Origin of the sequence: Huaxiibacter chinensis (assembly GCF_022171985.1) — a bacterium.
GTDB classification, from domain to species: domain Bacteria; phylum Pseudomonadota; class Gammaproteobacteria; order Enterobacterales; family Enterobacteriaceae; genus Enterobacter; species Enterobacter chinensis_A.
Window position 1 is genome coordinate 43,309 of record NZ_JAJVHF010000004.1, and the last position, 22,893, is coordinate 66,201.

19 protein-coding genes are annotated in these 22,893 nt (G+C 54.7%); 12 read left to right on the top strand and 7 right to left on the bottom strand.

The features are described from left to right. Nucleotides 1-217: 217 nt before the first annotated feature. Nucleotides 218-688: a transcriptional regulator ArgR gene (gene argR, locus LZP96_RS11940; RefSeq protein ID WP_064327630.1), complete on the bottom strand. Its 471-nt coding sequence runs from the start codon at nt 686-688 to the stop codon at nt 218-220. A gap of 405 nt (nt 689-1,093) precedes the next feature. Between argR and mdh the strand changes: the two genes are divergently transcribed. Further along, nucleotides 1,094-2,032: a malate dehydrogenase gene (gene mdh / locus LZP96_RS11945; RefSeq protein WP_064327629.1), complete on the top strand. Its 939-nt coding sequence runs from the start codon at nt 1,094-1,096 to the stop codon at nt 2,030-2,032. Nucleotides 2,033-2,083: 51 nt separating this feature from the next. On the opposite strand, the gene degS is transcribed toward mdh, so the two are convergent. The 3 genes from degS to zapG all read right to left on the bottom strand — a co-directional run bounded on the left by degS (nt 2,084) and on the right by zapG (nt 5,176). After that, nucleotides 2,084-3,151: an outer membrane-stress sensor serine endopeptidase DegS gene (gene degS / locus LZP96_RS11950; protein WP_064328194.1), complete on the bottom strand. Its 1,068-nt coding sequence runs from the start codon at nt 3,149-3,151 to the stop codon at nt 2,084-2,086. A gap of 90 nt (nt 3,152-3,241) precedes the next feature. Then, nucleotides 3,242-4,609, bottom strand: a complete 1,368-nt coding sequence (gene degQ, locus LZP96_RS11955) for a serine endoprotease DegQ (protein WP_064327628.1) — start codon at nt 4,607-4,609, stop codon at nt 3,242-3,244. Between the two features lie 168 nt (nt 4,610-4,777). Beyond that, complete coding sequence (gene zapG, locus LZP96_RS11960) at nt 4,778-5,176, bottom strand: Z-ring associated protein ZapG (RefSeq protein WP_064327627.1); 399 nt, start codon at nt 5,174-5,176, stop codon at nt 4,778-4,780. Nucleotides 5,177-5,365: 189 nt separating this feature from the next. On the opposite strand from zapG, the gene zapE reads away from it, so the two are divergent. From zapE to nanQ, 10 genes are all read left to right on the top strand, one after another. After that, on the top strand, nt 5,366-6,490 hold the full coding sequence (gene zapE, locus LZP96_RS11965; RefSeq protein WP_064327626.1) for a cell division protein ZapE: 1,125 nt from the start codon (nt 5,366-5,368) through the stop codon (nt 6,488-6,490). A gap of 288 nt (nt 6,491-6,778) precedes the next feature. Further along, the gene (rplM, locus tag LZP96_RS11970; RefSeq protein ID WP_004106200.1) at nt 6,779-7,207 is read left to right on the top strand and encodes a 50S ribosomal protein L13; all 429 of its coding nucleotides are present in this window, start codon (nt 6,779-6,781) and stop codon (nt 7,205-7,207) included. Between the two features lie 15 nt (nt 7,208-7,222). Further along, the gene (rpsI, locus tag LZP96_RS11975) at nt 7,223-7,615 is read left to right on the top strand and encodes a 30S ribosomal protein S9 (RefSeq protein WP_003860436.1); all 393 of its coding nucleotides are present in this window, start codon (nt 7,223-7,225) and stop codon (nt 7,613-7,615) included. A 308-nt stretch (nt 7,616-7,923) separates the two neighbouring features. After that, complete coding sequence (gene sspA / locus LZP96_RS11980) at nt 7,924-8,562, top strand: stringent starvation protein SspA (RefSeq protein ID WP_064327624.1); 639 nt, start codon at nt 7,924-7,926, stop codon at nt 8,560-8,562. A 5-nt stretch (nt 8,563-8,567) separates the two neighbouring features. Continuing rightward, nucleotides 8,568-9,065, top strand: a complete 498-nt coding sequence (gene sspB / locus LZP96_RS11985; protein WP_064327623.1) for a ClpXP protease specificity-enhancing factor — start codon at nt 8,568-8,570, stop codon at nt 9,063-9,065. A 101-nt stretch (nt 9,066-9,166) separates the two neighbouring features. Continuing rightward, nucleotides 9,167-9,949, top strand: a complete 783-nt coding sequence (nanR, locus tag LZP96_RS11990) for a transcriptional regulator NanR (RefSeq protein WP_064327622.1) — start codon at nt 9,167-9,169, stop codon at nt 9,947-9,949. Nucleotides 9,950-10,069: 120 nt separating this feature from the next. Then, the gene (gene nanA / locus LZP96_RS11995; protein ID WP_064327621.1) at nt 10,070-10,963 is read left to right on the top strand and encodes an N-acetylneuraminate lyase; all 894 of its coding nucleotides are present in this window, start codon (nt 10,070-10,072) and stop codon (nt 10,961-10,963) included. Between the two features lie 58 nt (nt 10,964-11,021). Further along, nucleotides 11,022-12,509: an MFS transporter gene (locus LZP96_RS12000; RefSeq protein WP_064327620.1), complete on the top strand. Its 1,488-nt coding sequence runs from the start codon at nt 11,022-11,024 to the stop codon at nt 12,507-12,509. Beyond that, nucleotides 12,506-13,381: an N-acetylmannosamine kinase gene (gene nanK, locus LZP96_RS12005; RefSeq protein WP_064327619.1), complete on the top strand. Its 876-nt coding sequence runs from the start codon at nt 12,506-12,508 to the stop codon at nt 13,379-13,381. Before LZP96_RS12000 ends, nanK begins: the two co-directional genes overlap by 4 nt. After that, nucleotides 13,378-13,845 (top strand): N-acetylneuraminate anomerase, encoded by a 468-nt coding sequence (gene nanQ / locus LZP96_RS12010; RefSeq protein WP_064327618.1) that lies wholly within the window; start codon nt 13,378-13,380, stop codon nt 13,843-13,845. The genes nanK and nanQ overlap by 4 nt, the downstream gene beginning before the upstream one ends. 36 nt (nt 13,846-13,881) lie before the next feature. Here nanQ and LZP96_RS12015 read toward each other — a convergent pair whose 3' ends face one another. Continuing rightward, entirely contained in the window at nt 13,882-15,300 is a 1,419-nt protein-coding gene (locus LZP96_RS12015) for a glutamate synthase small subunit (protein WP_064327617.1), read from the bottom strand. A gap of 9 nt (nt 15,301-15,309) precedes the next feature. Then, nucleotides 15,310-19,770, bottom strand: a complete 4,461-nt coding sequence (gltB, locus tag LZP96_RS12020; RefSeq protein ID WP_064327616.1) for a glutamate synthase large subunit — start codon at nt 19,768-19,770, stop codon at nt 15,310-15,312. A 682-nt stretch (nt 19,771-20,452) separates the two neighbouring features. On the opposite strand from gltB, the gene mnmL reads away from it, so the two are divergent. After that, entirely contained in the window at nt 20,453-21,394 is a 942-nt protein-coding gene (mnmL, locus tag LZP96_RS12025; protein WP_157685379.1) for a tRNA modification radical SAM protein MnmL/YtqA, read from the top strand. Here the strand turns inward: mnmL and LZP96_RS12030 are convergent. After that, entirely contained in the window at nt 21,374-22,876 is a 1,503-nt protein-coding gene (locus LZP96_RS12030; protein ID WP_064327614.1) for a helicase HerA-like C-terminal domain-containing protein, read from the bottom strand. The genes mnmL and LZP96_RS12030 overlap by 21 nt on opposite strands. Between the last annotated feature and the right edge of the window lie 17 nt (nt 22,877-22,893).

A 22,893-nucleotide genomic window follows, 5' to 3' on the forward strand; every position in this document is an offset into this window, starting at 1 on the left:
TGACTGTTATTTGTACAGTTAACGGCTGAAAACATAAGAAAATCATCTGGATAACAATCTTTGATTTTTTGTGCGATTTATTGATTTGGTATTCACTGGATGAATGAAAAAAGGCAGGGGAAAGCACTATTTGCTAAAGTTTCGGGCAACACAATATGGGGGAAAAGCGCAGGAAGGCAGAAGGTTCCCCGCTGCGCGCGTCAACGGGGAGAAGGAATTAAAGCTCTTGCTCGAACAACACCAGGATGGCCTCGTGGAGTTCTTTTACCGAGAAGTTGCTGGCAGGCGTGGTGAAGATCGTGTCGTCACCTGCGATGGTGCCGAGGATCCCTTCCGCTTTGCCTAACGAGTCGAGCAGGCGGGCAATCAACTGGGCGGCACCGGGACTGGTATGGATCACTACAACCGCATCGTTATAGTCGATATCCAGCACCAGATTTTTTAACGGGCTGGAGGTGGTTGGCACGCCAAGCTCGGCGGGCAGACAATACACCATTTCCATTTTGGCATTGCGCGTGCGCACCGCACCAAATTTGGTCAACATTCGGGAGACTTTGGACTGATTAATGTTGTCGAAGCCTTGTTCCTGTAAGGCTTGCACGATCTCTCCCTGAGAACCGAATTTCTCTTCTTTCAGTAGCGCTTTAAACGCCTTGATTAATTCTTCTTGTTTGGACGTACTACGCATAAGTCACCCGGAATATGACGAAAGAAACACCATTATTATGCATGTCAATGAATTTTTATGCAAATTATCTGCCCAATATCAGGCTGAAATAATGTTATGAAAGGGCGGTATTTTATCAAATTTCGTTATCGGAAAACATGCTTAGCTCACGTCATGCAAATAACCTTAAAAGTAAATTAAATGTTATCAAAATGATGTTGTTTTGGTGGCGAGGCAGGGTGTATTGTAACCACCGTCTTGATTGGCGACGACGTTACCAAAAAATGCCTAAACCATTCTGGCAACGGTGAAAAGCGCGTGACCTCAAATTCTTTAGCTTTGAAAATTGTAATTATTTACTTGCTGAATTAATGTCGCCGCAACGGAGTCGCAGTAACTTAAGTTAACCATAATAAGGAGTTTAGGATGAAAGTTGCAGTCCTCGGCGCTGCTGGTGGTATTGGCCAGGCGCTTGCCCTACTACTGAAAACCCAACTGCCTTCAGGCTCAGAACTCTCCCTGTACGATATTGCTCCGGTAACCCCAGGTGTGGCGGTTGACCTGAGCCACATCCCAACCGCGGTGAAAATTAAAGGCTTCTCTGGCGAAGATGCACGTCCAGCGCTGCAAGGTGCTGACGTGGTGCTCATCTCTGCGGGCGTCGCACGTAAGCCGGGTATGGATCGTTCTGACCTGTTTAACGTCAACGCTGGCATCGTCAAAAATCTGGTTCAACAGATTGCTGAAACCTGCCCGAAAGCGTGCGTGGGTATCATCACCAACCCGGTGAATACCACGGTGGCCATTGCGGCAGAAGTGCTGAAAAAAGCCGGTGTTTACGATAAGAACAAGCTGTTTGGCGTGACCACGCTGGATATTATCCGCTCCAATACCTTTGTTGCTGAACTGAAAGGCAAGTCACCTGCTGAGATCGAGGTTCCGGTTATCGGAGGCCACTCAGGCGTGACCATTCTGCCTCTGCTGTCTCAGATCCCAGGCGTTAGCTTCTCCGAGCAGGAAGTCGCTGACCTGACCAAACGCATCCAGAACGCGGGCACCGAAGTGGTGGAAGCGAAGGCGGGTGGCGGATCGGCAACCCTGTCCATGGGCCAGGCTGCTGCACGTTTTGGTCTGTCTCTGGTGCGTGCGCTGCAGGGCGAGAAAGGCGTAGTGGAATGTGCGTATGTTGAAGGCGACGGTGAGCATGCACGTTTCTTCTCTCAGCCGCTGCTGCTGGGTAAAAACGGTATTGAAGAACGTCAGTCTATCGGCACGCTGAGCGCGTTTGAACAAAATGCGATGGAAGGTATGCTGGATACGCTGAAGAAAGATATCACCTTGGGCGAAGAGTTCGTTAACAAGTAAGCGCGTCAGGGAAAATCAAACCGGAGCCGATTGCTCCGGTTTTTTTGTGCCTTAATTTGTGGCGGGATATTCCTGGATCGTCACCTGAAGCGTGAGTTTCTTATCGTCACGCATCACTTCTACCGGAATGATAGAGCCTGGACGAATCTCGGCCACCTGATCCATGGTCTCCAGTGCGGATACCGCTGGAATGCCATTGACCGACACGATCACATCGTTCACCTGAAGCCCTGCGTTTGCCGCCGGCCCGCCAGGCGTGACTTCGTTCACCACGATGCCCTGAATCTGATCGATGCCGCCACCCTGGGTGTGCAACGGGGCGATCTCGCGGCCACCAATACCGATGTAACCACGGATCACGCGTCCATCACGTATCAGCTTGTCCATGATTTTGGTCGCCAGCTGGAAGGGGATCGCAAAACCAATCCCTTCTGGTGTCTCACCATCATTGCTTTTGTCGAAGGAGAGCGTGTTGATCCCCATGAGCTCGCCCAGCGAGTTCACCAGCGCCCCCCCCGAGTTACCGTGGTTGATGGAGGCATCCGTTTGCAGAAAGTTTTGTCGGCCCGATGGATTCAGGCCAATACGCCCCGTGGCGCTAATGATCCCCTGGGTAATGGTCTGGCCCAGGTTATAGGGGTTGCCGATGGCCATCACCACGTCGCCAATATGCGGCGTACGTTTACGGTTGATGGGGATAACCGGCAGGCCGCCCGTTGCGTTGATTTTCAGTACCGCGAGGTCGGTCAGGCTGTCGGAACCCACCAGTAACGCTTCAAACACGCGGCCGTCCTGCAGAGCAACAATGATCTGATCGGCGTCGTTGATGACGTGCTTGTTGGTGATGATATAGCCGCGCTCGTCCATGATCACACCGGATCCCAGGGTGCGGATCTCAAGCTGGTTATGGGTCGAGCTGTTGAGCCCGCGATTATAGACGTTAACCACGGCTGGCGCCGCACGGCGAACGGCCTGGTTATAACTCACCGGCGTTTCATCCGCGCTGTCAAATTGCGGTGTCGCCAGTTTATTGAACTGACGTAGCGAGGGCATAGTAGCCAGTAACAAACCACCGACCACTAAACCGATGGCGACCGAACGAAGTAGCTTTAAAACCATGATGCGGGCGTCGTTAATGAAGGAACGGTTGCAGCATAGCATGACTTATCGGGACATCACACGTGGCGGTGAGGTCCCGATATGAAAATGCTAACGTAACAGGATATAGAGCGAGTCATTGCCGCGCACAATCTGCAGTGCAATAACCGTCGGTTTGTTTTCCAGCACCTTACGCATGTCGGCAATCGACTGCACGCGGTTACGGTTCACGCCAATGATGACGTCGTCTTTATGCAATCCTGCCTGTGCGGCCGGGCTGCTCTTTTCAACGTTATCAATCGCGATCCCTTTCGTGCCGTCTTTTAACTGCCCGTCGCTCAGCGCCGCGCCCTGCAAGGCCGGCGCGATCATCTCAGCGCTGGCAGAAGACGAGGTGCTCTTGTCCAGCGTGACCTCCACGTCCAGCGGCTTGCCGTCGCGCAGCAGGCCGAGCTTCACTTTGGTGCCCGGTTCGGTGGTGGCAATGCGCGAACGCAGTTCGGCAAAGCTGCTCAGAGGTTTGCCATTGAGGCTGACGATCACGTCGCCGGATTTAATCCCCGCTTTTGCTGAACCCGAGTTGGGCAGCACTTCGCTGACAAAGGCGCCGCGCTGAACATTGAGGTTGAAGGCTTTCGCGATATCCGCGCTCATCTCCATGCCTTTGATGCCCAGCAGACCGCGTTTCACTTCACCAGAATCAATCAGCTGCTGTGCCAGCGTGCGGGCCATATTGCCTGGGATGGCGAAACCAATGCCAATACTGCCGCCGCCTGGCGCCAGGATCGCGGTATTAATGCCAATCAGCTCGCCGTTAAGGTTCAGCAGCGCGCCCCCCGAGTTACCCCGGTTAATGGAGGCATCGGTCTGAATAAAGTTTTCCAGCCCTTCAAGATTCAATCCGCTGCGACCCAGCGCGGAGATGATCCCGGAGGTGGCGGTTTGTCCTAAACCGAACGGGTTACCGACGGCGACGGCGAAATCGCCTACGCGAAGCTTGTCGGAATCCGCGACGGTAATTTGCGTCAGATTGCTGGGATTCTGAATTTGCAGTAACGCAATGTCGCTCTGCTCGTCCCCGCCTATCAGTTTGGCGTCAAACTCGCGCCCGTCGTTCATCTGCACGCTGATTTTGTCTGCCTGGCTGATGACGTGATTGTTGGTCAGGACGTAACCTTTAGCGGCATCGATAACGACACCCGACCCTAAGCCTTCAAAAGGCTGGGCCTGCTGGTCGGGAGCGTCCTCGCCAAAGAATTTTTTCAACTCTTCCGGCACGCGCTGGCTCTGAACGGCGGTTCCTTCTACCTGTACGCTGACCACCGCTGGCAAGACTTTCTCCAGCATCGGCGCCAGGCTCGGCAGCGCTGCCTGACCTGGCACTTGTGCAGGTAATGCGGCAGCAGTGGCGTAGGACGCCGTAAGAGATAACCCGACACTTAACGCTAACGCGCTTAACAGCTGGTTTTTTTTCTTCATTGACGCTGGCTCTCGCAACCTGGAAGTAAGAAAACGGCCCAAAAACAGTTTGATGTTATTGAAATTTAAATCACTGAACAATGAGGTAATTGACTAAATAATAGCTGGGGTCAGGCAGAAAGGACGGGCGCATTGCCTGCGCCCGTAAAATATATTGTCGTTGTGCGATCAGTCGCGTTTTACGCCACCACGCAGCAGGCCAGATGCGCCGTCTGAGTAGTCACGAGGCATTTGAACCGGTACCTGATCGTTGCCGGCTTCAGATTCTGCCAGACGGTTACGGAAGGGGTTGGTTTCCGCCGTCATTTCAGGCAGCAGGCTGCTTGAGCTTTTTGCCATGTGTTGATACAGCTGACGATAGTCGGTTGCCATATTATCCAGCAGCTCGGCGCTTCGGGCAAAGTGACTGACCAGCTCTTCACGATACTCTTCCAGCTCAGCTTTGTTTTTCTCCAGTTCGTATTGTAACGACTGTTGCTGACGCAATTTGCGATTACCGAAACGCATGGCCACGGCGCCGATAGCGATGCCGACGACTAAACCAATTAGCGCATATTCCCAGGTCATGAACTTCTCCCGTTGTCTTGTGGATCCGTAGGGTATCGGCGCGGCTCCTGCCTGTGCCTGATTATGCCACTATAACCGCTATTCCTGCAGAAGTGGAATCCTGACGTATCATCGCGTACTGTAGAACGGCCTTTTTTTCGTCAATCGAGCAAACGGGCGCGGTTTAATCGAAGGAAAAACAACAAGATTATGCATAACCTTTCACCTGTATCGCGATACCAACATGCCCTCAAAGAAGGGTCTCACCAGCCAGACGACGTCCAGCGTGATGCGGTGAATCGTCTTGAGTCCATTTATCAGGCGTTGACGAACACACCTTCTGAGCCCGTGCAAAGCGGTGGGCTTAAGGGCGCGCTGGGTCGGCTGCTGGGAAAAAAAGAATCTCACACCGCGCCTGCGGTTCGTGGCCTCTATATGTGGGGCGGCGTGGGGCGGGGTAAAACCTGGCTGATGGATATGTTCTATCAAAGCCTGCCGGGAACGCGTAAACAGCGTCTGCATTTTCACCGTTTTATGCTGCGGGTGCATGAAGAGCTGACGGCGCTGCAAGGCCAAAGCGATCCGCTGGAGATCGTTGCCGATCGCTTTAAAGCGGAGACGGACGTCCTCTGTTTTGACGAGTTTTTTGTCTCTGACATCACCGATGCCATGCTGCTTGGCGGCCTGATGAAAGCGCTGTTTGCCCGGGGCATAACCCTGGTAGCCACGTCAAATATTCCGCCTGACGATCTGTATCATAATGGCCTGCAACGCCCCCGTTTTCTGCCGGCGATTGATGCGATTAAACAACACTGCGACATCATGAACGTTGATGCCGGGGTGGATTACCGCCTGCGCACGCTGACTCAGGCCCACCTCTGGCTCTCGCCCTTAAACGACGACACGCAGGCTCAGATGGATAAGCTGTGGCTGGCGCTCGCCGGGGCGAAGCGTGACAATGCGCCAGAGCTGGAAGTTAACCATCGCGCGTTGCCCACGCTGGGCGTTGAGAATCAAACGCTGGCGGTCTCGTTTGCCACGCTCTGCGTCGATGCCCGCAGCCAGCATGACTACATTGCGCTTTCGCGTCTGTTCCACACCGTTATGCTGTTTAATGTGCCGGTCATGACGCCTCTGATGGAGAGCGAGGCCCGACGCTTTATCGCGCTGGTCGATGAGTTCTACGAGCGGCACGTCAAGCTGGTGGTCAGTGCCGCTGTCCCTTTATATGAGGTCTATCAGGGCGAGCGACTTAAATTTGAGTTCCAGCGCTGCATGTCGCGTTTACAAGAGATGCAAAGCGAAGAGTACCTCAAACGCCAGCACATGCCATAAGCGCCCGCTTTTCCCACCGGGAGAGGAAGCGAAGGTCAAGGTGCCACACCTCACGTCACTTCCCCCAAAAAACCCGTTTCAAATCACATTTAGGGGTCGACCTTTGACCCCGACTTCTCTATAATCTTGCGACCCCACGTTACGAGAAGGTTTTTTTCCCAAAACTTTCTATGTGCTGGCATAGGCTATTCGAAGGGGTAGGTTTGCCGGACTTTGTCGTGTGAGCCTCAACTGACTAAACGTTTGGGTGTTCACCAACGTGTAACTTATTATTTGGGTAAGCTTTTAATGAAAACTTTTACAGCTAAACCAGAAACCGTAAAACGCGACTGGTATGTTGTTGACGCGACCGGTAAAACTCTGGGTCGTCTTGCTTCCGAACTGGCTCTGCGCCTGCGCGGCAAGCACAAAGCGGAATACACCCCGCACGTTGATACAGGTGATTACATCATCGTTCTGAACGCAGAAAAAGTTGCTGTAACCGGCAACAAGCGTGAAGACAAAATGTATTACCACCACACCGGCCACATCGGTGGTATCAAAGAAGCGACCTTTGAAGAGATGATTGCCCGCCGTCCTGAGCGTGTGATTGAAATCGCGGTTAAAGGCATGCTGCCAAAAGGCCCGCTGGGTCGTGCTATGTACCGTAAACTGAAAGTTTACGCAGGCAACGAGCACAACCACGCGGCACAGCAACCGCAAGTTCTTGACATCTAATCGGGATTATAGGCAATGGCTGAAAATCAATACTACGGCACTGGTCGCCGCAAAAGCTCCGCCGCTCGTGTGTTCATCAAACCGGGCAGTGGTAAAATCGTTATCAACCAACGTTCTCTGGAACAGTACTTCGGTCGTGAAACTGCCCGCATGGTAGTTCGCCAGCCGCTGGAACTGGTTGATATGGTAGAAAAACTGGATCTGTACATCACTGTTAAAGGTGGTGGTATCTCCGGTCAGGCAGGTGCGATCCGTCACGGTATCACCCGCGCTCTGATGGAGTACGACGAATCCCTGCGTTCTGAACTGCGTAAAGCTGGCTTCGTCACTCGTGATGCTCGTCAGGTTGAACGTAAGAAAGTGGGTCTGCGTAAAGCACGTCGTCGTCCACAGTTCTCCAAACGTTAATCTCCTTCTGCTTACGCAGAGCGATTGGCGAAAAACCCGCTTCGGCGGGTTTTTTTATGCATCAAACTCAGGTTATCCACAGCGGAGGTCTCTTTTCCTTCACTTTTTCCACATTTCCAGAATCCCCTCACCACAAACCCCACAAAATCTGGTAAACTATCATCCAATTTTCTGCCCAAATGTCGGTGAATACTCGATATTTGTTCAAATGTTGAACAATACCGGCTGTTCCCTGGATGGGTGACAAATCATCTGGCTAGCCCTTGTGGCTGGTAGCAGTACTATTCTGAATATACCTGGAGGTTTTCATGGCTGTCGCTGCCAACAAACGTTCGGTAATGACGCTGTTTTCTGGTCCTACTGACATTTATAGCCATCAGGTTCGTATCGTGCTGGCCGAGAAAGGTGTCAGTTTTGAGATCGAGCATGTGGAAAAGGATAACCCACCTCAGGATCTTATTGATCTCAACCCGAACCAGAGCGTACCAACGCTGGTGGATCGCGAGCTGACCCTGTGGGAATCCCGCATCATTATGGAATATCTGGATGAGCGATTCCCTCATCCGCCGCTGATGCCGGTTTATCCGGTTGCGCGTGGCGAAAGCCGCCTGTATATGCAGCGTATCGAAAAAGACTGGTACACGCTGATGAACGTTATCAGCAACGGTACCTCCTCAGAAGCAGATTCAGCACGTAAGCAACTGCGTGAAGAGCTGCTGGCTATTGCCCCTGTATTTGGTCAGAAGCCGTTCTTCCTGAGCGATGAGTTCAGCCTGGTGGATTGCTACCTTGCGCCGCTGTTATGGCGTCTGCAGGCCCTGGGCGTAGAGTTCAGCGGTCCAGGTTCTAAAGAGTTGAAAGGGTATATGACGCGCGTATTCGAACGTGATTCATTCCTGGCCTCTCTGACTGAACCAGAACGTGAAATGCGTCTCGGCCGGGGTTAATTATCGTGGAAATGTCACAGCTTTCTCCACGCCGTCCGTATCTGCTGCGCGCATTCTATGAATGGTTGCTGGATAACCAGCTCACGCCGCACCTGGTTGTGGATGTGACGTTGCCGGACGTGCAGGTTCCGATGGAATATGCGCGTGACGGACAGATCGTACTGAATATCGCCCCGCGTGCGGTAGGCAACCTTGAACTGGCGAATGACGAAGTGCGCTTCAATGCGCGTTTCGGCGGCGTTCCGCGTCAGGTTTCCGTGCCGCTGGCGGCTGTACTGGCGATTTATGCGCGTGAAAACGGTGCGGGTACCATGTTTGAGCCAGAGACGGCTTACGACGAAGACGTTGCCAGTCTCAACGATGACGTTGCGCCAGCCGAGAGCGAAAGCGAAACGGTGATGTCGCTCATCGATGGTGACAAACCCGATCATGATGACGACAATGACCCTGACGATACCCCGCCTCCGCGTGGTGGTCGTCCGGCGTTACGCGTCGTTAAATAACAAACAGGCCCCTTGGGCCTGTTTTGCTTTTTGCCCCTTTTCGCCACCTTTCACATCCTGTGATATGATGAAGTGTTCCCCCTTTTCGGCACCGGACTGCAATGAAACCACTTGATCTTAAAGCTGAAAACTCCACTGAAACCATTGGTCGCACCCTGCGACGTCGTCCACTGGCGCGTAAAAAGCTGTCCGATATGGTGGAAGAAGAGCTGGAGCAAATGATCCGTCGCAAGGAGTTTGCTCAGGATGAACAGCTGCCGTCAGAACGTGAGCTGATGGAGTTTTTCAACGTGGGGCGTCCGTCCGTCCGCGAGGCGCTGGCGGCGTTAAAACGCAAAGGTCTGGTGCAAATCAACAACGGCGAACGCGCGCGCGTCTCAATGCCTTCAGCAGATACCATCATCAGTGAACTCTCGGGGATGGCGAAGGATTTCCTGACGCAGCCCGGCGGTATCGCGCATTTTGAGCAGCTACGTCTCTTCTTTGAGTCCAGCCTGGTTCGTTATGCCGCAGAATTTGCCACCGACGAACAGACAGAGAAGCTGACAGAGGCGCTGGCGATCAACAGCCAGTCTCTGGATGACAACGCGCTGTTTATCCGTTCCGATGTGGATTTTCACCGCGTGCTGGCCGAAATCCCCGGCAATCCTATCTTTATGGCCATCCACGTTGCGCTGCTCGACTGGTTGATTGCTGCCCGTCCAAAAGTGCCCGATGCCGATCTGTATCAGCACAATAACGTGAGCTATCAGCAGCACATTGCTATCGTCGATGCGATACGCCGCCGCGATCCCGATGAAGCGGACCGTGCTCTCCAGTCTCATCTCAACAGCGTCTCTGCCACCTGGCACGCCATCGGCCAGGGATCGACAGCGAAAAAATAAGATCCTTTAGTGAAGTGGATCGCAATATAAGCGATCTGTATGGGGTGCTGCTTATTTGATCTGGTATAACAGGTATAAAGGTATATCGATAAAACAGATCACTTAACCCTTGAGGTATCTATGGCAAAGCATTTACGTGGCGTGATGGCCGCACTTCTGACCCCGTTTAACAGCCAGCAGGCGCTGGATAAAGAGAGCCTGCGCCGTCTGGTGCAGTTCAATATCGATCAGGGCATTGACGGCCTTTACGTGGGGGGATCGACAGGGGAAGCCTTTGTGCAAAGCCTGTCCGAGCGGGAACAGGTTCTGGAGATCGTGGCGGAAGAGGCAAAGGGAAAAATCACGTTAATCGCGCATGTGGGCTGCGTCAGCACGGCAGAAAGCCAGCAGCTGGCACGCGCAGCCAGTGGCTACGGTTTTGACGCCGTGTCGGCGGTCACACCGTTTTATTATCCGTTTAGCTTCGAAGAACACTGCGAGCACTACCGTGCAATTATTGATTCAGCTGATGGTTTGCCGATGGTGGTGTACAACATTCCTGCGCTGAGCGGGGTGAAGCTCACGCTGGAGCAGATCAGCACGCTGGTGACAATGCCAGGGGTGGGCGCACTGAAGCAAACGTCAGGCGATCTGTTCCAGATGGAACAAATTCGTCGGGCGCACCCGGAGCTGGTGCTTTACAACGGCTATGACGAGATCTTTGCCTCCGGTCTGCTGGCCGGCGCCGATGGTGGCATTGGCAGTACTTATAACATTATGGGCTGGCGCTACCAGGCGATCGCCAAAGCGATCCGCGAGGGGGATAACGCCACCGCACAGCGTCTGCAATCTGAATGCAACAAGGTGATTGATTTGCTGATCAGGGCGGGCGTATTCCGTGGCCTGAAAGCGGTGCTGCACTATATGGACGTGATTTCTGTCCCGCTGTGCCGTAAACCGTTCGCGCCGGTGGATGAAAAATTCACGCCTGAATTAAAGGCCCTGGCAGAACAGCTAATGGCGGAAAAACGCTAACGCATTGCCGGATGAGCTGTAACGCATCCGGCTTCGAAACCCAGTTCGGGAGAGTGTTATGAGTATGTCTACCCAAAGCATCCCGTGGTACCGCCATCTGACTCGTCCTCAATGGCGAGCGTTCTCCGCCGCCTGGCTGGGATATCTGCTTGATGGCTTCGATTTTGTATTGATTGCCCTGGTGCTGACAGAGGTTAAAAGCGAGTTTGGCTTAACCACGGTAGAGGCCGCCAGCCTGATCTCTGCCGCCTTTATTTCTCGCTGGTTCGGTGGCCTGCTGCTCGGCGCAATGGGCGATCGCTACGGACGGAAGCTGGCGATGATCACCAGTATCGTCTTATTTTCCTGCGGCACGCTGGCCTGCGGCTTCGCCCCGGGGTACGTCACGATGTTCATTGCCCGGATGGTGATTGGTATGGGGATGGCGGGTGAATATGGCTCAAGCGCAACCTATGTCATTGAAAGCTGGCCAAAGCATCTGCGTAATAAAGCCAGCGGTTTTCTTATCTCCGGATTCTCGGTCGGTGCCGTGATTGCCGCGCAGATCTACAGCCTGGTGGTGCCCGTCTGGGGCTGGCGTGCGCTGTTCTTTATCGGCATCCTGCCAATCGTTTTTGCCCTGTGGTTACGTAAAAATATCCCGGAAGCGGAAGACTGGAAGGCGAAGCATGAAGGTAAAGCGCCCGTACGCACTATGGTCGATATTCTGTACCGCGGTAAACATCGGGCGATCAATATTTTCATGACGCTTTTTGCCGGTGTCGCGCTGTGGTTCTGCTTTGCCGGGGAGCTTAACAACGTGGGGCTGGTGATGACCCTCGGTCTGCTGTGCGCCGTCGTCTTTATCAGTTTTATGGTGCAAAGCAGCGGCAAACGCTGGCCAACGGGCGTCACGCTGATGTTTGTGGTGCTCTTTGCTTTCCTTTATTCCTGGCCCATTCAGGCGTTACTGCCTACCTACCTGAAAACGGATCTGGCCTACGATCCGGCGATGGTAGCGCGGGTGCTGTTCTTTAGCGGATTTGGTGCCGCAGTCGGCTGCTGTGTGGGGGGCTTCCTGGGCGACTGGCTCGGTACGCGTAAAGCCTACGTTTACAGCCTGTTAGCGTCCCAGCTGCTGATTATTCCGGTGTTCGCCATCGGCGGATCGAATATCTGGGTGCTCGGCTTGTTGCTCTTTTTCCAGCAGATGCTGGGGCAGGGGATCTCCGGGATCTTACCGAAACTGATCGGCGGTTATTTCGATACCGATCAACGTGCGGCGGGCCTGGGCTTTACCTACAACGTTGGCGCGCTGGGCGGGGCTATCGCGCCGGTCATCGGTGCCCTGCTGGCACAACGCCTTGAACTGGGCACCGCGCTGGGATCGCTTTCGTTTGGCCTGACGTTTGTGGTGATTCTGCTGATTGGTCTGGATATGCCCTCTCGTGTGCAGCGGTGGATCCGTCCTGAGGCAGTACGCACGCACGACGCCATTGACGGCAAACCCTTTAGCGGTGCGGTGCCCTTTGGCTCGCTGAAAACGAAACGTGAGGCGGTGAAATGACGACCCTGGCAATAGACCTTGGCGGGACAAAGTTAGCTGCCGCTTTGGTCGACGAAAGCGGGCGGATACGGCAACGGCGTGAACGGCCCACGCCGGCAAGCCGAACGCCGGATGTCTTAAAGGCAGCATTACAGGATTTAGTCACCCCCCTGGTCAGCGAGGCGCGCCGCGTGGCCGTCGCGTCAACGGGCATTATCCGTGACGGAGCCCTGCTGGCGATCAATCCACATAACCTGGGGGGATTACTCCATTTCGACCTGGTGAAGGCGCTACAGAACATCACGGGGTTACCTGTTTTTGCCATCAACGATGCCCAGGCTGCGGCATGGGCGGAATATCATGCTTTTGGCAAAAGGGTGAGTGAGTTTGTCTTTATCACCCTCTCTACGGGTGTGGGCGGTGGCATTGTCTGCAATGGAAAGCTCCAGCAGGGGCAGGGCGGCCTTGCCGGGCATGTCGGGCATACCCTTGCCGATCCGCAAGGTCCACGCTGTGGCTGCGGACGAGTGGGGTGTGTGGAGGCGATAGCCTCTGGCAGGGGCATCGCGGCTCAGGCACAGGGCGATCTGGCGGGTCTGGACGCGCGGGCCATCTTTACGCAGGCGAATGCGGGTCATGTACAGGCGAAGCAGCTCGTCGAGCGGTCTGCACGTGCTGTCGCCAGGCTGATTGCCGATCTTAAGGCCACCACCGATTGCGGTTGTGTCGTGGTAGGCGGAAGCGTCGGGCTGGCGGACAATTATCTGTCACAGGTACAGAATTTCCTGGCGGAAGAACCGTCGGTTTATCACGTAAATGTTTTTGCTGCGCATCACCGTCACGATGCGGGTTTACTGGGGGCGGCGCTACTGGCGCAAGGAGCACTGGAATGATAGTAGGTGAATTAACAACGCTCCCCTCATCAGGGTTACCTGCGGTACTGAACAACGCCCTGACGCTGGCGCTAACGGCAAGGCCTCAGGACAAAACGCCTGGCCGGTATGACCTGGAGGGTGAACATCTTTTTATGAACGTCATGGCTTTTGAAACCCAGCATCCCGCGCAGAAGAAAGCAGAGATGCATGAGCAGTACATTGACATACAGCTCTTACTGTCCGGTGAAGAGAGGATTCAGTATGGCGTGGCGGGGTCTGCCCGACAGTGCGAAGAACGCCACGTCGAAGAGGATTATCAGCTTTGTCACGACATTGATACCATGCAGACACTGCACATGAAACCCGGCATGTACGCCATATTTATGCCCGGCGAGCCGCATAAGCCCGGGTGTGTGGTCACGCAGGGAGAGGAGATTAAAAAGGTGGTGGTGAAGGTTCACATCAGTTTGTTGACGGCATAAAAAAAAGCCGGATGGGTCACCATCCGGCTGTCTGTTTTATACTTCCAGGTAGTTCATAATCCCGTCAGCCGCCTTACGGCCTTCGGCAATCGCCGTGACCACCAGATCGGAACCTCGCACGATGTCGCCACCGGCAAAGATTTTCGGGTTGCTGGTCTGGAAGGCATTTTCGTTGCCTTCTGGTGCGATGATGCGGCCTTGTGAATCCAGCTCAACGCTGTGTTTCGCCAGCCACTCCATGCTGTGTGGGCGGAAACCAAACGCCATCACTACGGCGTCTGCAGGCACCACATGCTCGGAACCGGCGACGATTTCGGCACGACGACGGCCTTTCGCGTCTGGCTGACCCATTTCGGTACGCGCCATCTTCACGCCACAGACTTTTCCATTGGCATTCACTTCAATGCCTAAAGGCTGGACGTTGAACTGGAACTCGACGCCCTCTTCACGCGCGTTTTTCACTTCGCGTTTCGAACCAGGCATGTTCTCTTCGTCACGACGATAGGCGCAGATAACGTGCGTGGCGTTCTGTCGAATAGAGGTACGTACGCAGTCCATCGCGGTATCACCGCCGCCCAGTACCACAACACGCTTGCCTTCCATGCTGACGTAAGGCTGGTTCGGCGTTTCACCGAAGCCCATCATCTGCCGGGTATTGGCAATCAGGAACGGCAGGGCGTCGAATACGCCAGGCGCATCTTCGTTTTCCAGCCCGCCACGCATCGACTGATACGTCCCCACGCCGAGGAATACCGCGTCGTAGTCCTTAAGCAAATCGTCAATTTGCACGTCACGGCCCACTTCGACGTTCAGTTTGAACTCAATGCCCATGTCGGTGAAGATTTCACGGCGACGCGTCATGACCTCTTTCTCCAGCTTAAAGGCTGGAATACCAAAGGTCAGCAGGCCGCCAATCTCTGGATGACGATCGAACACCACCGCTTTAACGCCGTTGCGGGTCAGCACGTCGGCGCAGGCCAGGCCTGCGGGACCGGCACCGATAATCGCCACGCGTTTGTCGGTCTGGCGTACGCCAGTCATATCCGGACGCCAGCCCATCTCGAACGCTTTATCGTTGATATAGCGTTCGATGTTGCCGATGGTCACCGCACCGAACTCATCGTTCAGCGTACAGGAACCTTCGCACAGGCGATCCTGCGGGCAGACGCGACCGCACACTTCCGGCAGGGTGTTGGTCTGGTGAGACAGCTCGGCGGCTTCAAAAATACGCCCTTCGTTGGCCAGCTTCAGCCAGTTCGGGATGTAGTTGTGCACCGGGCATTTCCATTCGCAGTAAGGGTTACCGCAGGACAGGCAGCGGTCTGCCTGTGCTTTGGCCTGGCCTTCTGAAAACGGCTCGTAAATTTCAACAAATTCAATTTTACGGATCTTCAGCGGTTTTTTCGGCGGATCAACGCGCTGCAGGTCGATAAACTGGTATACGTTCTGACTCATTGCTACCCCTTACTGCGCCTGCACACGCAGCTCAGCTGCGCTACGACTACGGTGACCCAACAGTGCTTTAACATCGCTGGACTTTGGTTTAACCAGCGCAAACTTCGCCGAGAAGGCTGGCCAGTTCGCCAGGATCTCTTCGCCGCGAGAAGAGCCGGTATGCTGCACGTGTTCAGTAATCAAACCGCGCAAGTGTTCTTCGTGAATCGCCAAAGACTCCACATCCAACACTTCCACCAGTTCCGGGTTCACGCGTTTGCGGAACTCACCGTCTTCATCCAGGACGTAAGCAAAACCACCCGTCATGCCCGCGCCAAAGTTCACGCCGGTTTTACCCATGACGCAGACGATACCGCCCGTCATATATTCACACCCGTTGTCGCCAATGCCTTCAACCACGGTAATCGCACCGGAGTTACGCACCGCGAAACGCTCGCCTGCGCGGCCTGCGGCAAACAGACGACCGCCGGTTGCGCCATACAGGCAGGTGTTGCCGATGATGCTGGCTTCATGGCTACGGAAGGCTGAACCCACCGGAGGACGAACCGCCAGCAGACCGCCCGCCATGCCTTTGCCGACATAATCGTTCGCATCGCCAGTCAGGTACAGCTCAACGCCACCGGCGTTCCAGACGCCAAAACTCTGGCCTGCGGTACCGCTGAAGTGCGCAATAATCGGATCGGCTGCCAGACCCTGATCGCCGTGCGTCTGGGCAATATAGCCCGAGAGCGTGGCGCCTACAGAGCGGTCTGTGTTGCGAATATCAAACCAGAACGTTTTGCTCTGTTTCTCATCCACATACGGCTTCGCCTGATGCAGTAACTGGGCGTTCAGCACACCGTTATCAAACGGCGGGTTGTTTTCGGTGCAGAAGACCGCTTTGCCAGGGTGCGGCTCAGCCGTTTCCAGCAACCGGGACAGCTCAAGTTTTTGCTGCTTGGCGGTGAACCCTTCCAGCTCTTTCAGCAGGTCGGTACGACCAATCAGATCCACCAGGCGCGTGACGCCAAGCTGTGCCATCAGCTCGCGGGTTTCGCGGGCGATAAATTCAAAGTAATTCGTCACTTTGAACGGCAGGCCGTGGTAGTGATTCTTACGCAGTTTTTCGTCCTGAGTTGCCACACCGGTTGCGCAGTTGTTCAGGTGGCAAATACGCAGGTATTTACAGCCGAGCGCGACCATCGGGCCAGTACCAAAGCCGAAGCTTTCGGCACCCAGAATCGCCGCTTTGATGATGTCGAGACCGGTTTTCAGCCCGCCGTCCACCTGCAGGCGAATCTTGTGACGCAGGCCGTTAGCCACCAGCGCCTGCTGCGTCTCAACCAGACCCAGCTCCCATGGACAACCGGCGTATTTCACGGAGGAGAGTGGGCTTGCGCCGGTGCCCCCGTCATATCCGGCGATGGTGATCAGATCCGCATAGGCTTTCGCCACACCGGTCGCGATGGTGCCGACGCCCGGTTCTGACACCAGCTTCACGGAGATCATCGCTTTCGGGTTAACCTGTTTCAGGTCGAAAATCAGCTGTGCCAGATCCTCGATAGAGTAGATATCGTGGTGTGGCGGCGGGGAGATCAGCGTCACGCCCGGTACGGAATAGCGCAATTTGGCAATGTACGGGGTCACTTTGTCACCCGGCAACTGACCGCCTTCGCCCGGTTTTGCACCCTGCGCGACTTTAATCTGAATAACGTCAGCATTGACCAGATAGGCTGGGGTCACGCCGAAACGCCCTGAAGCCACCTGCTTGATACGTGACACTTTATTGGTGCCGTAGCGCGCAGGATCTTCGCCCCCTTCACCGGAGTTAGAATTCCCGCCGATGCTGTTCATGGCTTCGGCCAGCGCTTCGTGCGCTTCCGGACTCAATGCCCCGATAGACATCGCTGCCGTATCGAAACGCTTATACAGCTCGCTGGCGGGTTCCACGTCGTTAATATTGACGGTTTCGCCGTTTGGCGTAACCGCCAGTAAATCGCGCAGCGTAGCCGCCGGACGGTTATTCACCAGCTCAGCGTACTGCTGATAATCGCTGTACTCACCGCTCTGAACGGCCTGCTGCAAGGTGCGCACGACGTCCGGGTTGTAGGCGTGATATTCGCCACCGTGAACGTATTTTAGCAAGCCACCCTGATCCAGCGGTTTACGCGCCAGCCAGGCACGTTTAGACAGGTTCAGCAGATCCTGCTGGAAGTCGGAGAAACCGGCTCCGCCGATACGGCTGATCACGCCATTGAAGCACAAATCCGCAACGTCATCGTGCAGACCGACCGCTTCGAACAGCTTCGAGCAACGGTAAGAGGCAATGGTCGAAATGCCCATTTTGGACATGATCTTATACAGACCTTTGTTGATGCCGTTACGGTAGTTGAGCATCACGGTGCGGTAGGCTTTTTCGATCGCGTGACCATCAATCATTTTCGCCAGCGTTTCGTAGGCGAGATAAGGGTAGATGGCGGTCGCGCCAAACCCTAACAGCACGGCAAAGTGGTGCGGATCGCGCGCGCTGGCGGTTTCAACAATGATGTTGGCATCGCAACGCAGGCTTTTATCAACCAGACGGGTCTGGATGGCACCCACCGCCATCGGTGCAGGCACCGGCAGGCGATTTTTCGCAATGTTACGGTCAGACAGCACCAGCAGAACGGTGCCTTCACGCACCATCTGCTCGGCTTTATCACACAGCGCTTTCACCGTGGTTTCGAGGTCCGTTTCGGTCACGTCGAAGGTGATATCGAGCGTGTCGGCGCGGTAGTGCTCCTCTTGCATGGTGGTCAGCTGTTTGAAATCGGAGTAGAGCAGAATCGGCGACTTAAAGCTCAGACGGTGTGCCTGGCCCTCGGCTTCGCAGAAAACGTTCATCTCACGACCGATGCTGGTGGCCAGCGACATCACATGTGCTTCACGCAGCGGATCGATTGGCGGGTTGGTCACCTGCGCAAACTGCTGACGGAAGTAGTCATAAATGATACGCGGCTGGCTGGAAAGCACGGCAAACGGGGTATCGTCACCCATCGAGCCGACCGCTTCCTGGCCATTTTCACCCAGTACGCGAATCACCGAGTCCAGCTCTTCGGCACTGTAGTTAAACTGTTTCTGGTAACTGGCGAGGGCATCGTCATCCAGTTCACGGCTGCCAACCTCTTCGTCAGACAGATCTTCAAACGGCACCAGGCGGCGCACGTTTTTCTCCATCCACTCTTTATAAGGGTGGCGGCTTTTCAGATCGTCATCGGTTTCTGCCGAGTGCAGGATGCGACCGCTGCGGGTGTCGATCACCATCAGCTCGCCCGGGCCCACTCGGCCTTTTTCCACCACTTCGTCAGGCTGGTAATCCCAGATACCCACTTCAGAGGCGCAGGTGATGAGCTTATCTTTCGTGATGACGTAGCGTGCCGGACGCAGGCCGTTACGGTCCAGGTTACAGGCAGCGTAGCGACCATCGGACATGACGATGCCCGCCGGGCCGTCCCACGGCTCCATGTGCATGGAGTTAAAGTCGAAGAACGCGCGCAGCTCCGGGTCCATATTCGGGTTGCTCTGCCAGGCTGGCGGTACCAGCAAACGCATCGCACGCACAATATCCATGCCGCCTGCCAGCAGCAGCTCCAGCATGTTATCCATCGAGCTGGAGTCTGAGCCGGTTTCGTTAACAAACGGCGCGGCATCGTGCAGATCCGGAATCAGCGGTGTCTGGAACTTATAGGTACGCGCACGTGCCCACTGGCGGTTACCGGTGATGGTATTGATTTCGCCGTTGTGCGCCAGATAGCGGAACGGCTGAGCCAGCGGCCAGCGTGGTACGGTGTTGGTGGAGAAGCGCTGGTGGAAGAGGCAAATGGCCGATTCAAGACGCAGGTCCGCCAGGTCCAGGTAAAAGCGCGGCAGGTCAGCCGGCATACACAGACCTTTATAGATGTTTACCAGATTAGAGAGGCTACAGACGTAGAACTCTTTATCTTCCTGGAGGCGTTTTTCGATGCGACGACGCGCAATAAACAGGCGACGTTCCATATCGCGTGGACGCCAGCCCGCAGGCGCATTCACAAAAATTTGTTCAATGCGAGGCAGCGAGGAGAGGGCGATTTCACCGAGCACCCCTTCATTGGTTGGCACATCGCGCCAGCCGACAATAGAGAGGGTTTCACGCTGAAGCTCTTCTTCAACGATGCGGCGAGAAGCAGCGGCTTTTTCAGGATCCTGATTCAGGAACAGCATGCCGACCGCATAATTTTTGGCTAAGCGCCAGCCGCGCTCTTCAGCAACAATGCGGAAGAAGCGATCCGGTTTTTGCAGCAGCAGACCGCAACCGTCGCCGGTTTTACCATCCGCGAGGATAGCGCCACGGTGCTGCATACGGGCCAGTGCGTGTATAGCAGTACGCACTACCTTGTGGCTAGGTTCGCCTTCTATGTGGGCGATCAGGCCGAAACCACAGTTATCCTTCTCAAGGGATTTATCGTACAACATATCAGTGAACCTCCCCAGGCTCGTCGGGCTTCCCACTGAACCGTGGCGCACAGGCACAGAAAGAGCATGGCGACGGGGTTTGCGTGTCATACGCGTACCTCGCATTCGCCCTCTTTTTCATCCTTTCGCGCAGGTAAACAAGTTTGAGGACTTGCTTCAGAGGGAATCTCAATTACTGCATAAATATGATGAGCAGGCTGCTCATCCAGAAAGCTTCCAGCGGATTTCCAACTTATCGGGATTTGATACACAGGTCAAATGGCAATCTTATTTATACAAAAATGTGCTATAGAAAGGTTAGTGCATTGATTTGAAAAGCTATTTTTTCAATTTTATTGCGCAATGTAGTGGCTGAAAGCGGTAAGGGAGTGTGATCTGACTCACTATATGAAAGCGGTATTATCCCTTTTGCGTGCTGAATTGAAGAATTAAGGCAGGATAATTATCTGGCATAGGGTGTAAACTCGCATCATCACACTGTTTTTTGCCGTGAGCGCGATAAGTGAAAAAAACAATCAGAACATAAGGAAAAGTAATAGGAAGTTTGATGAATGAAATTGCAGTGATAATGATTTTTTATTCAAATAGATAATAGCGGTCCAGAGCGATTGATCCAGGTCATCGCCGACTGAGACTAAAAATGGCAGGCTTGTCCCCTTTCTCCGGGACGGTCTATCAGATTATGCAGTTACAGAAATTAGTCAATATGTTTGGTGGGGATCTTGCTCATCGGTATGGGCAAAAGGTCCACAAGCTGACGCTGCATGGGGGTTTTAGCTGCCCCAATCGCGATGGCACCATTGGGCGTGGCGGCTGTACCTTCTGTAATGTCGCGTCCTTCGCCGACGAGGCGCAGCAGCTTCAGTCGATTGCGGAACAGCTCGCCTTTCAGGCAAATCGGGTCAATCGTGCAAAACAGTATCTGGCCTATTTTCAGGCTTACACCAGTACCTGGGCAGAGGTCCAGGTGCTGCGTAGTATGTATCAGCAGGCGGTCAGCCAGGCCAATATCGTGGGATTGTGCGTGGGCACCCGCCCTGACTGTGTGCCAGACGCTGTCCTGGATTTGCTTAGCGAGGTGAAGGATCAGGGGTATGAAGTCTGGCTTGAGCTGGGTTTGCAGACGGCACATGATAAAACCCTGCACCGTATCAACCGTGGGCACGATTTCGCCTGCTACCAGCGCACCGCCCGGCTTGCCCGTGAGCGCGGGTTAAAAGTCTGTGCTCATCTCATTGTCGGATTGCCCGGCGAAGGCCATCAGCACGCTCTGGAGACGCTCGAAAAAGTGGTGGAGACCGGCGTGGAGGGTGTCAAGCTGCATCCACTCCACATCGTGACGGGCAGTATTATGGCCAAAGCCTGGCAAGCCGGGCGGCTTAACGGCATTGCGCTGGAAGAGTACACGGTGACAGCGGGGGAGATGATCCGCCATACGCCCCCTGAAGTGATTTATCACCGCATCTCTGCCAGCGCCCGTCGTCCCACGCTGCTTGCCCCACTTTGGTGTGAGAACCGCTGGACAGGCATGGTTGAGCTGGATCGTTATCTGAACGAGCAGGGCGTCCAAGGCTCCGCGCTTGGTCGCCCGTGGGTTCCCCGTCTACCGTCGACGGCCGCCTAACAGGCTTCCGAGCATTCCACGCACGATCTGATTTGTCACCTGCCGCGCGGCGCTTTTTGCCATGGTTTGCACCACGCCATCGCGTTTGCCGCCGCGCGGGCCCGTGCTGCCAAAGAGAATATCTTTCAGTCCGCCTAAAATGCCCTCATCCACGGCACCGTCATTGCCTTTGACGGGCGGGGTACTTTGCTGTTCCGTATTTGCCTGAACCCCTTTTTGCAGTTTTTCAAAGGCGGATTCCCGGTCCACCTCATCTTCATACTTGCCATACACGGGCGAGTGATTGATAAGCCCGTTGCGCTCCTCATCGGTAACGGGCCCCATACGGGAAAAGGGGGCAATCACCATCGTGCGTTCGACAACCGTCGGGCTGCCTTTGGCATCCAGAAACGAGATGAGTGCTTCCCCGGTTCCCAGCGCCTGGATAGCCGCTTCGGTATCAAAGGCGGGGTTGGCGCGCATGGTTTGCGCGGCGGCTTTGACCGCTTTCTGATCTTTTGGGGTAAAGGCGCGCAGCGCATGCTGAACCCGGTTTCCGAGCTGGCCTAACACATTGTCAGGAATGTCTGACGGATTTTGCGAAACAAACCAGACGCCGACCCCTTTTGAGCGGATGAGGCGGATGACCTGTTCAATCTTATCCAGAAGGACCTGCGGAGCATCGTTAAACAGCAGGTGGGCCTCGTCAAAGAAAAAGACCAGTTTGGGTTTGTCCAGATCGCCTGCTTCCGGCAGCTGTTCATACAGTTCAGAGAGCATCCACAGCAGGCTTGCGGCATAAAGTTTAGGCATCTGATAGAGCTTTTCCGCACTCAGGATGTTGATGATGCCTTTTCCCTGGCTGTCAACGCGCATCCAGTCCTTAATATCCAGCATCGGCTCACCAAAGAAGTGCTCAGCACCCTGCTGTTCCAGCGTCAGCAAACCGCGCTGAATGGCACCCACCGAGGCACTACTGATATTCCCGTACTGATTCTGAAACGACTTAGCGTTATCGCCAATGTATTGGGTGATGGCGCGCAGATCTTTAAAATCGAGCAGCAGCAAACCCTGATCGTCTGCGATACGAAAGATAATGTTGAGGACACCCGATTGCACGTCGTTCAAATTCAGTAGGCGCGCCAGCAACAGCGGCCCCATGTCAGAGACGGTTGCCCGCACAGGATGGCCTTTCTCTGCGAAGATATCCCACACCACCACGGGGTTGCCCTGTGGCTGCCAGTCATCCACGCCCATTTTTTTCAGCCTTTCCATGAGCTTTTCCGACGCTGTACCCGCCTGCGCCACCCCGGTTAAATCGCCTTTCACATCGGCCATAAAGACCGGCACGCCAATAGACGACAACGACTCGGCCAGCTTTTGCAGCGTGACGGTTTTTCCCGTCCCTGTCGCGCCAGTAATCAGGCCGTGACGGTTTGCCATGCCAGGCAGTAAGAACAATTCGGTATCGGGTGTACGGGCAATCAGCAGTGGTGTACTCATGATGCAGTCCTCTCTTT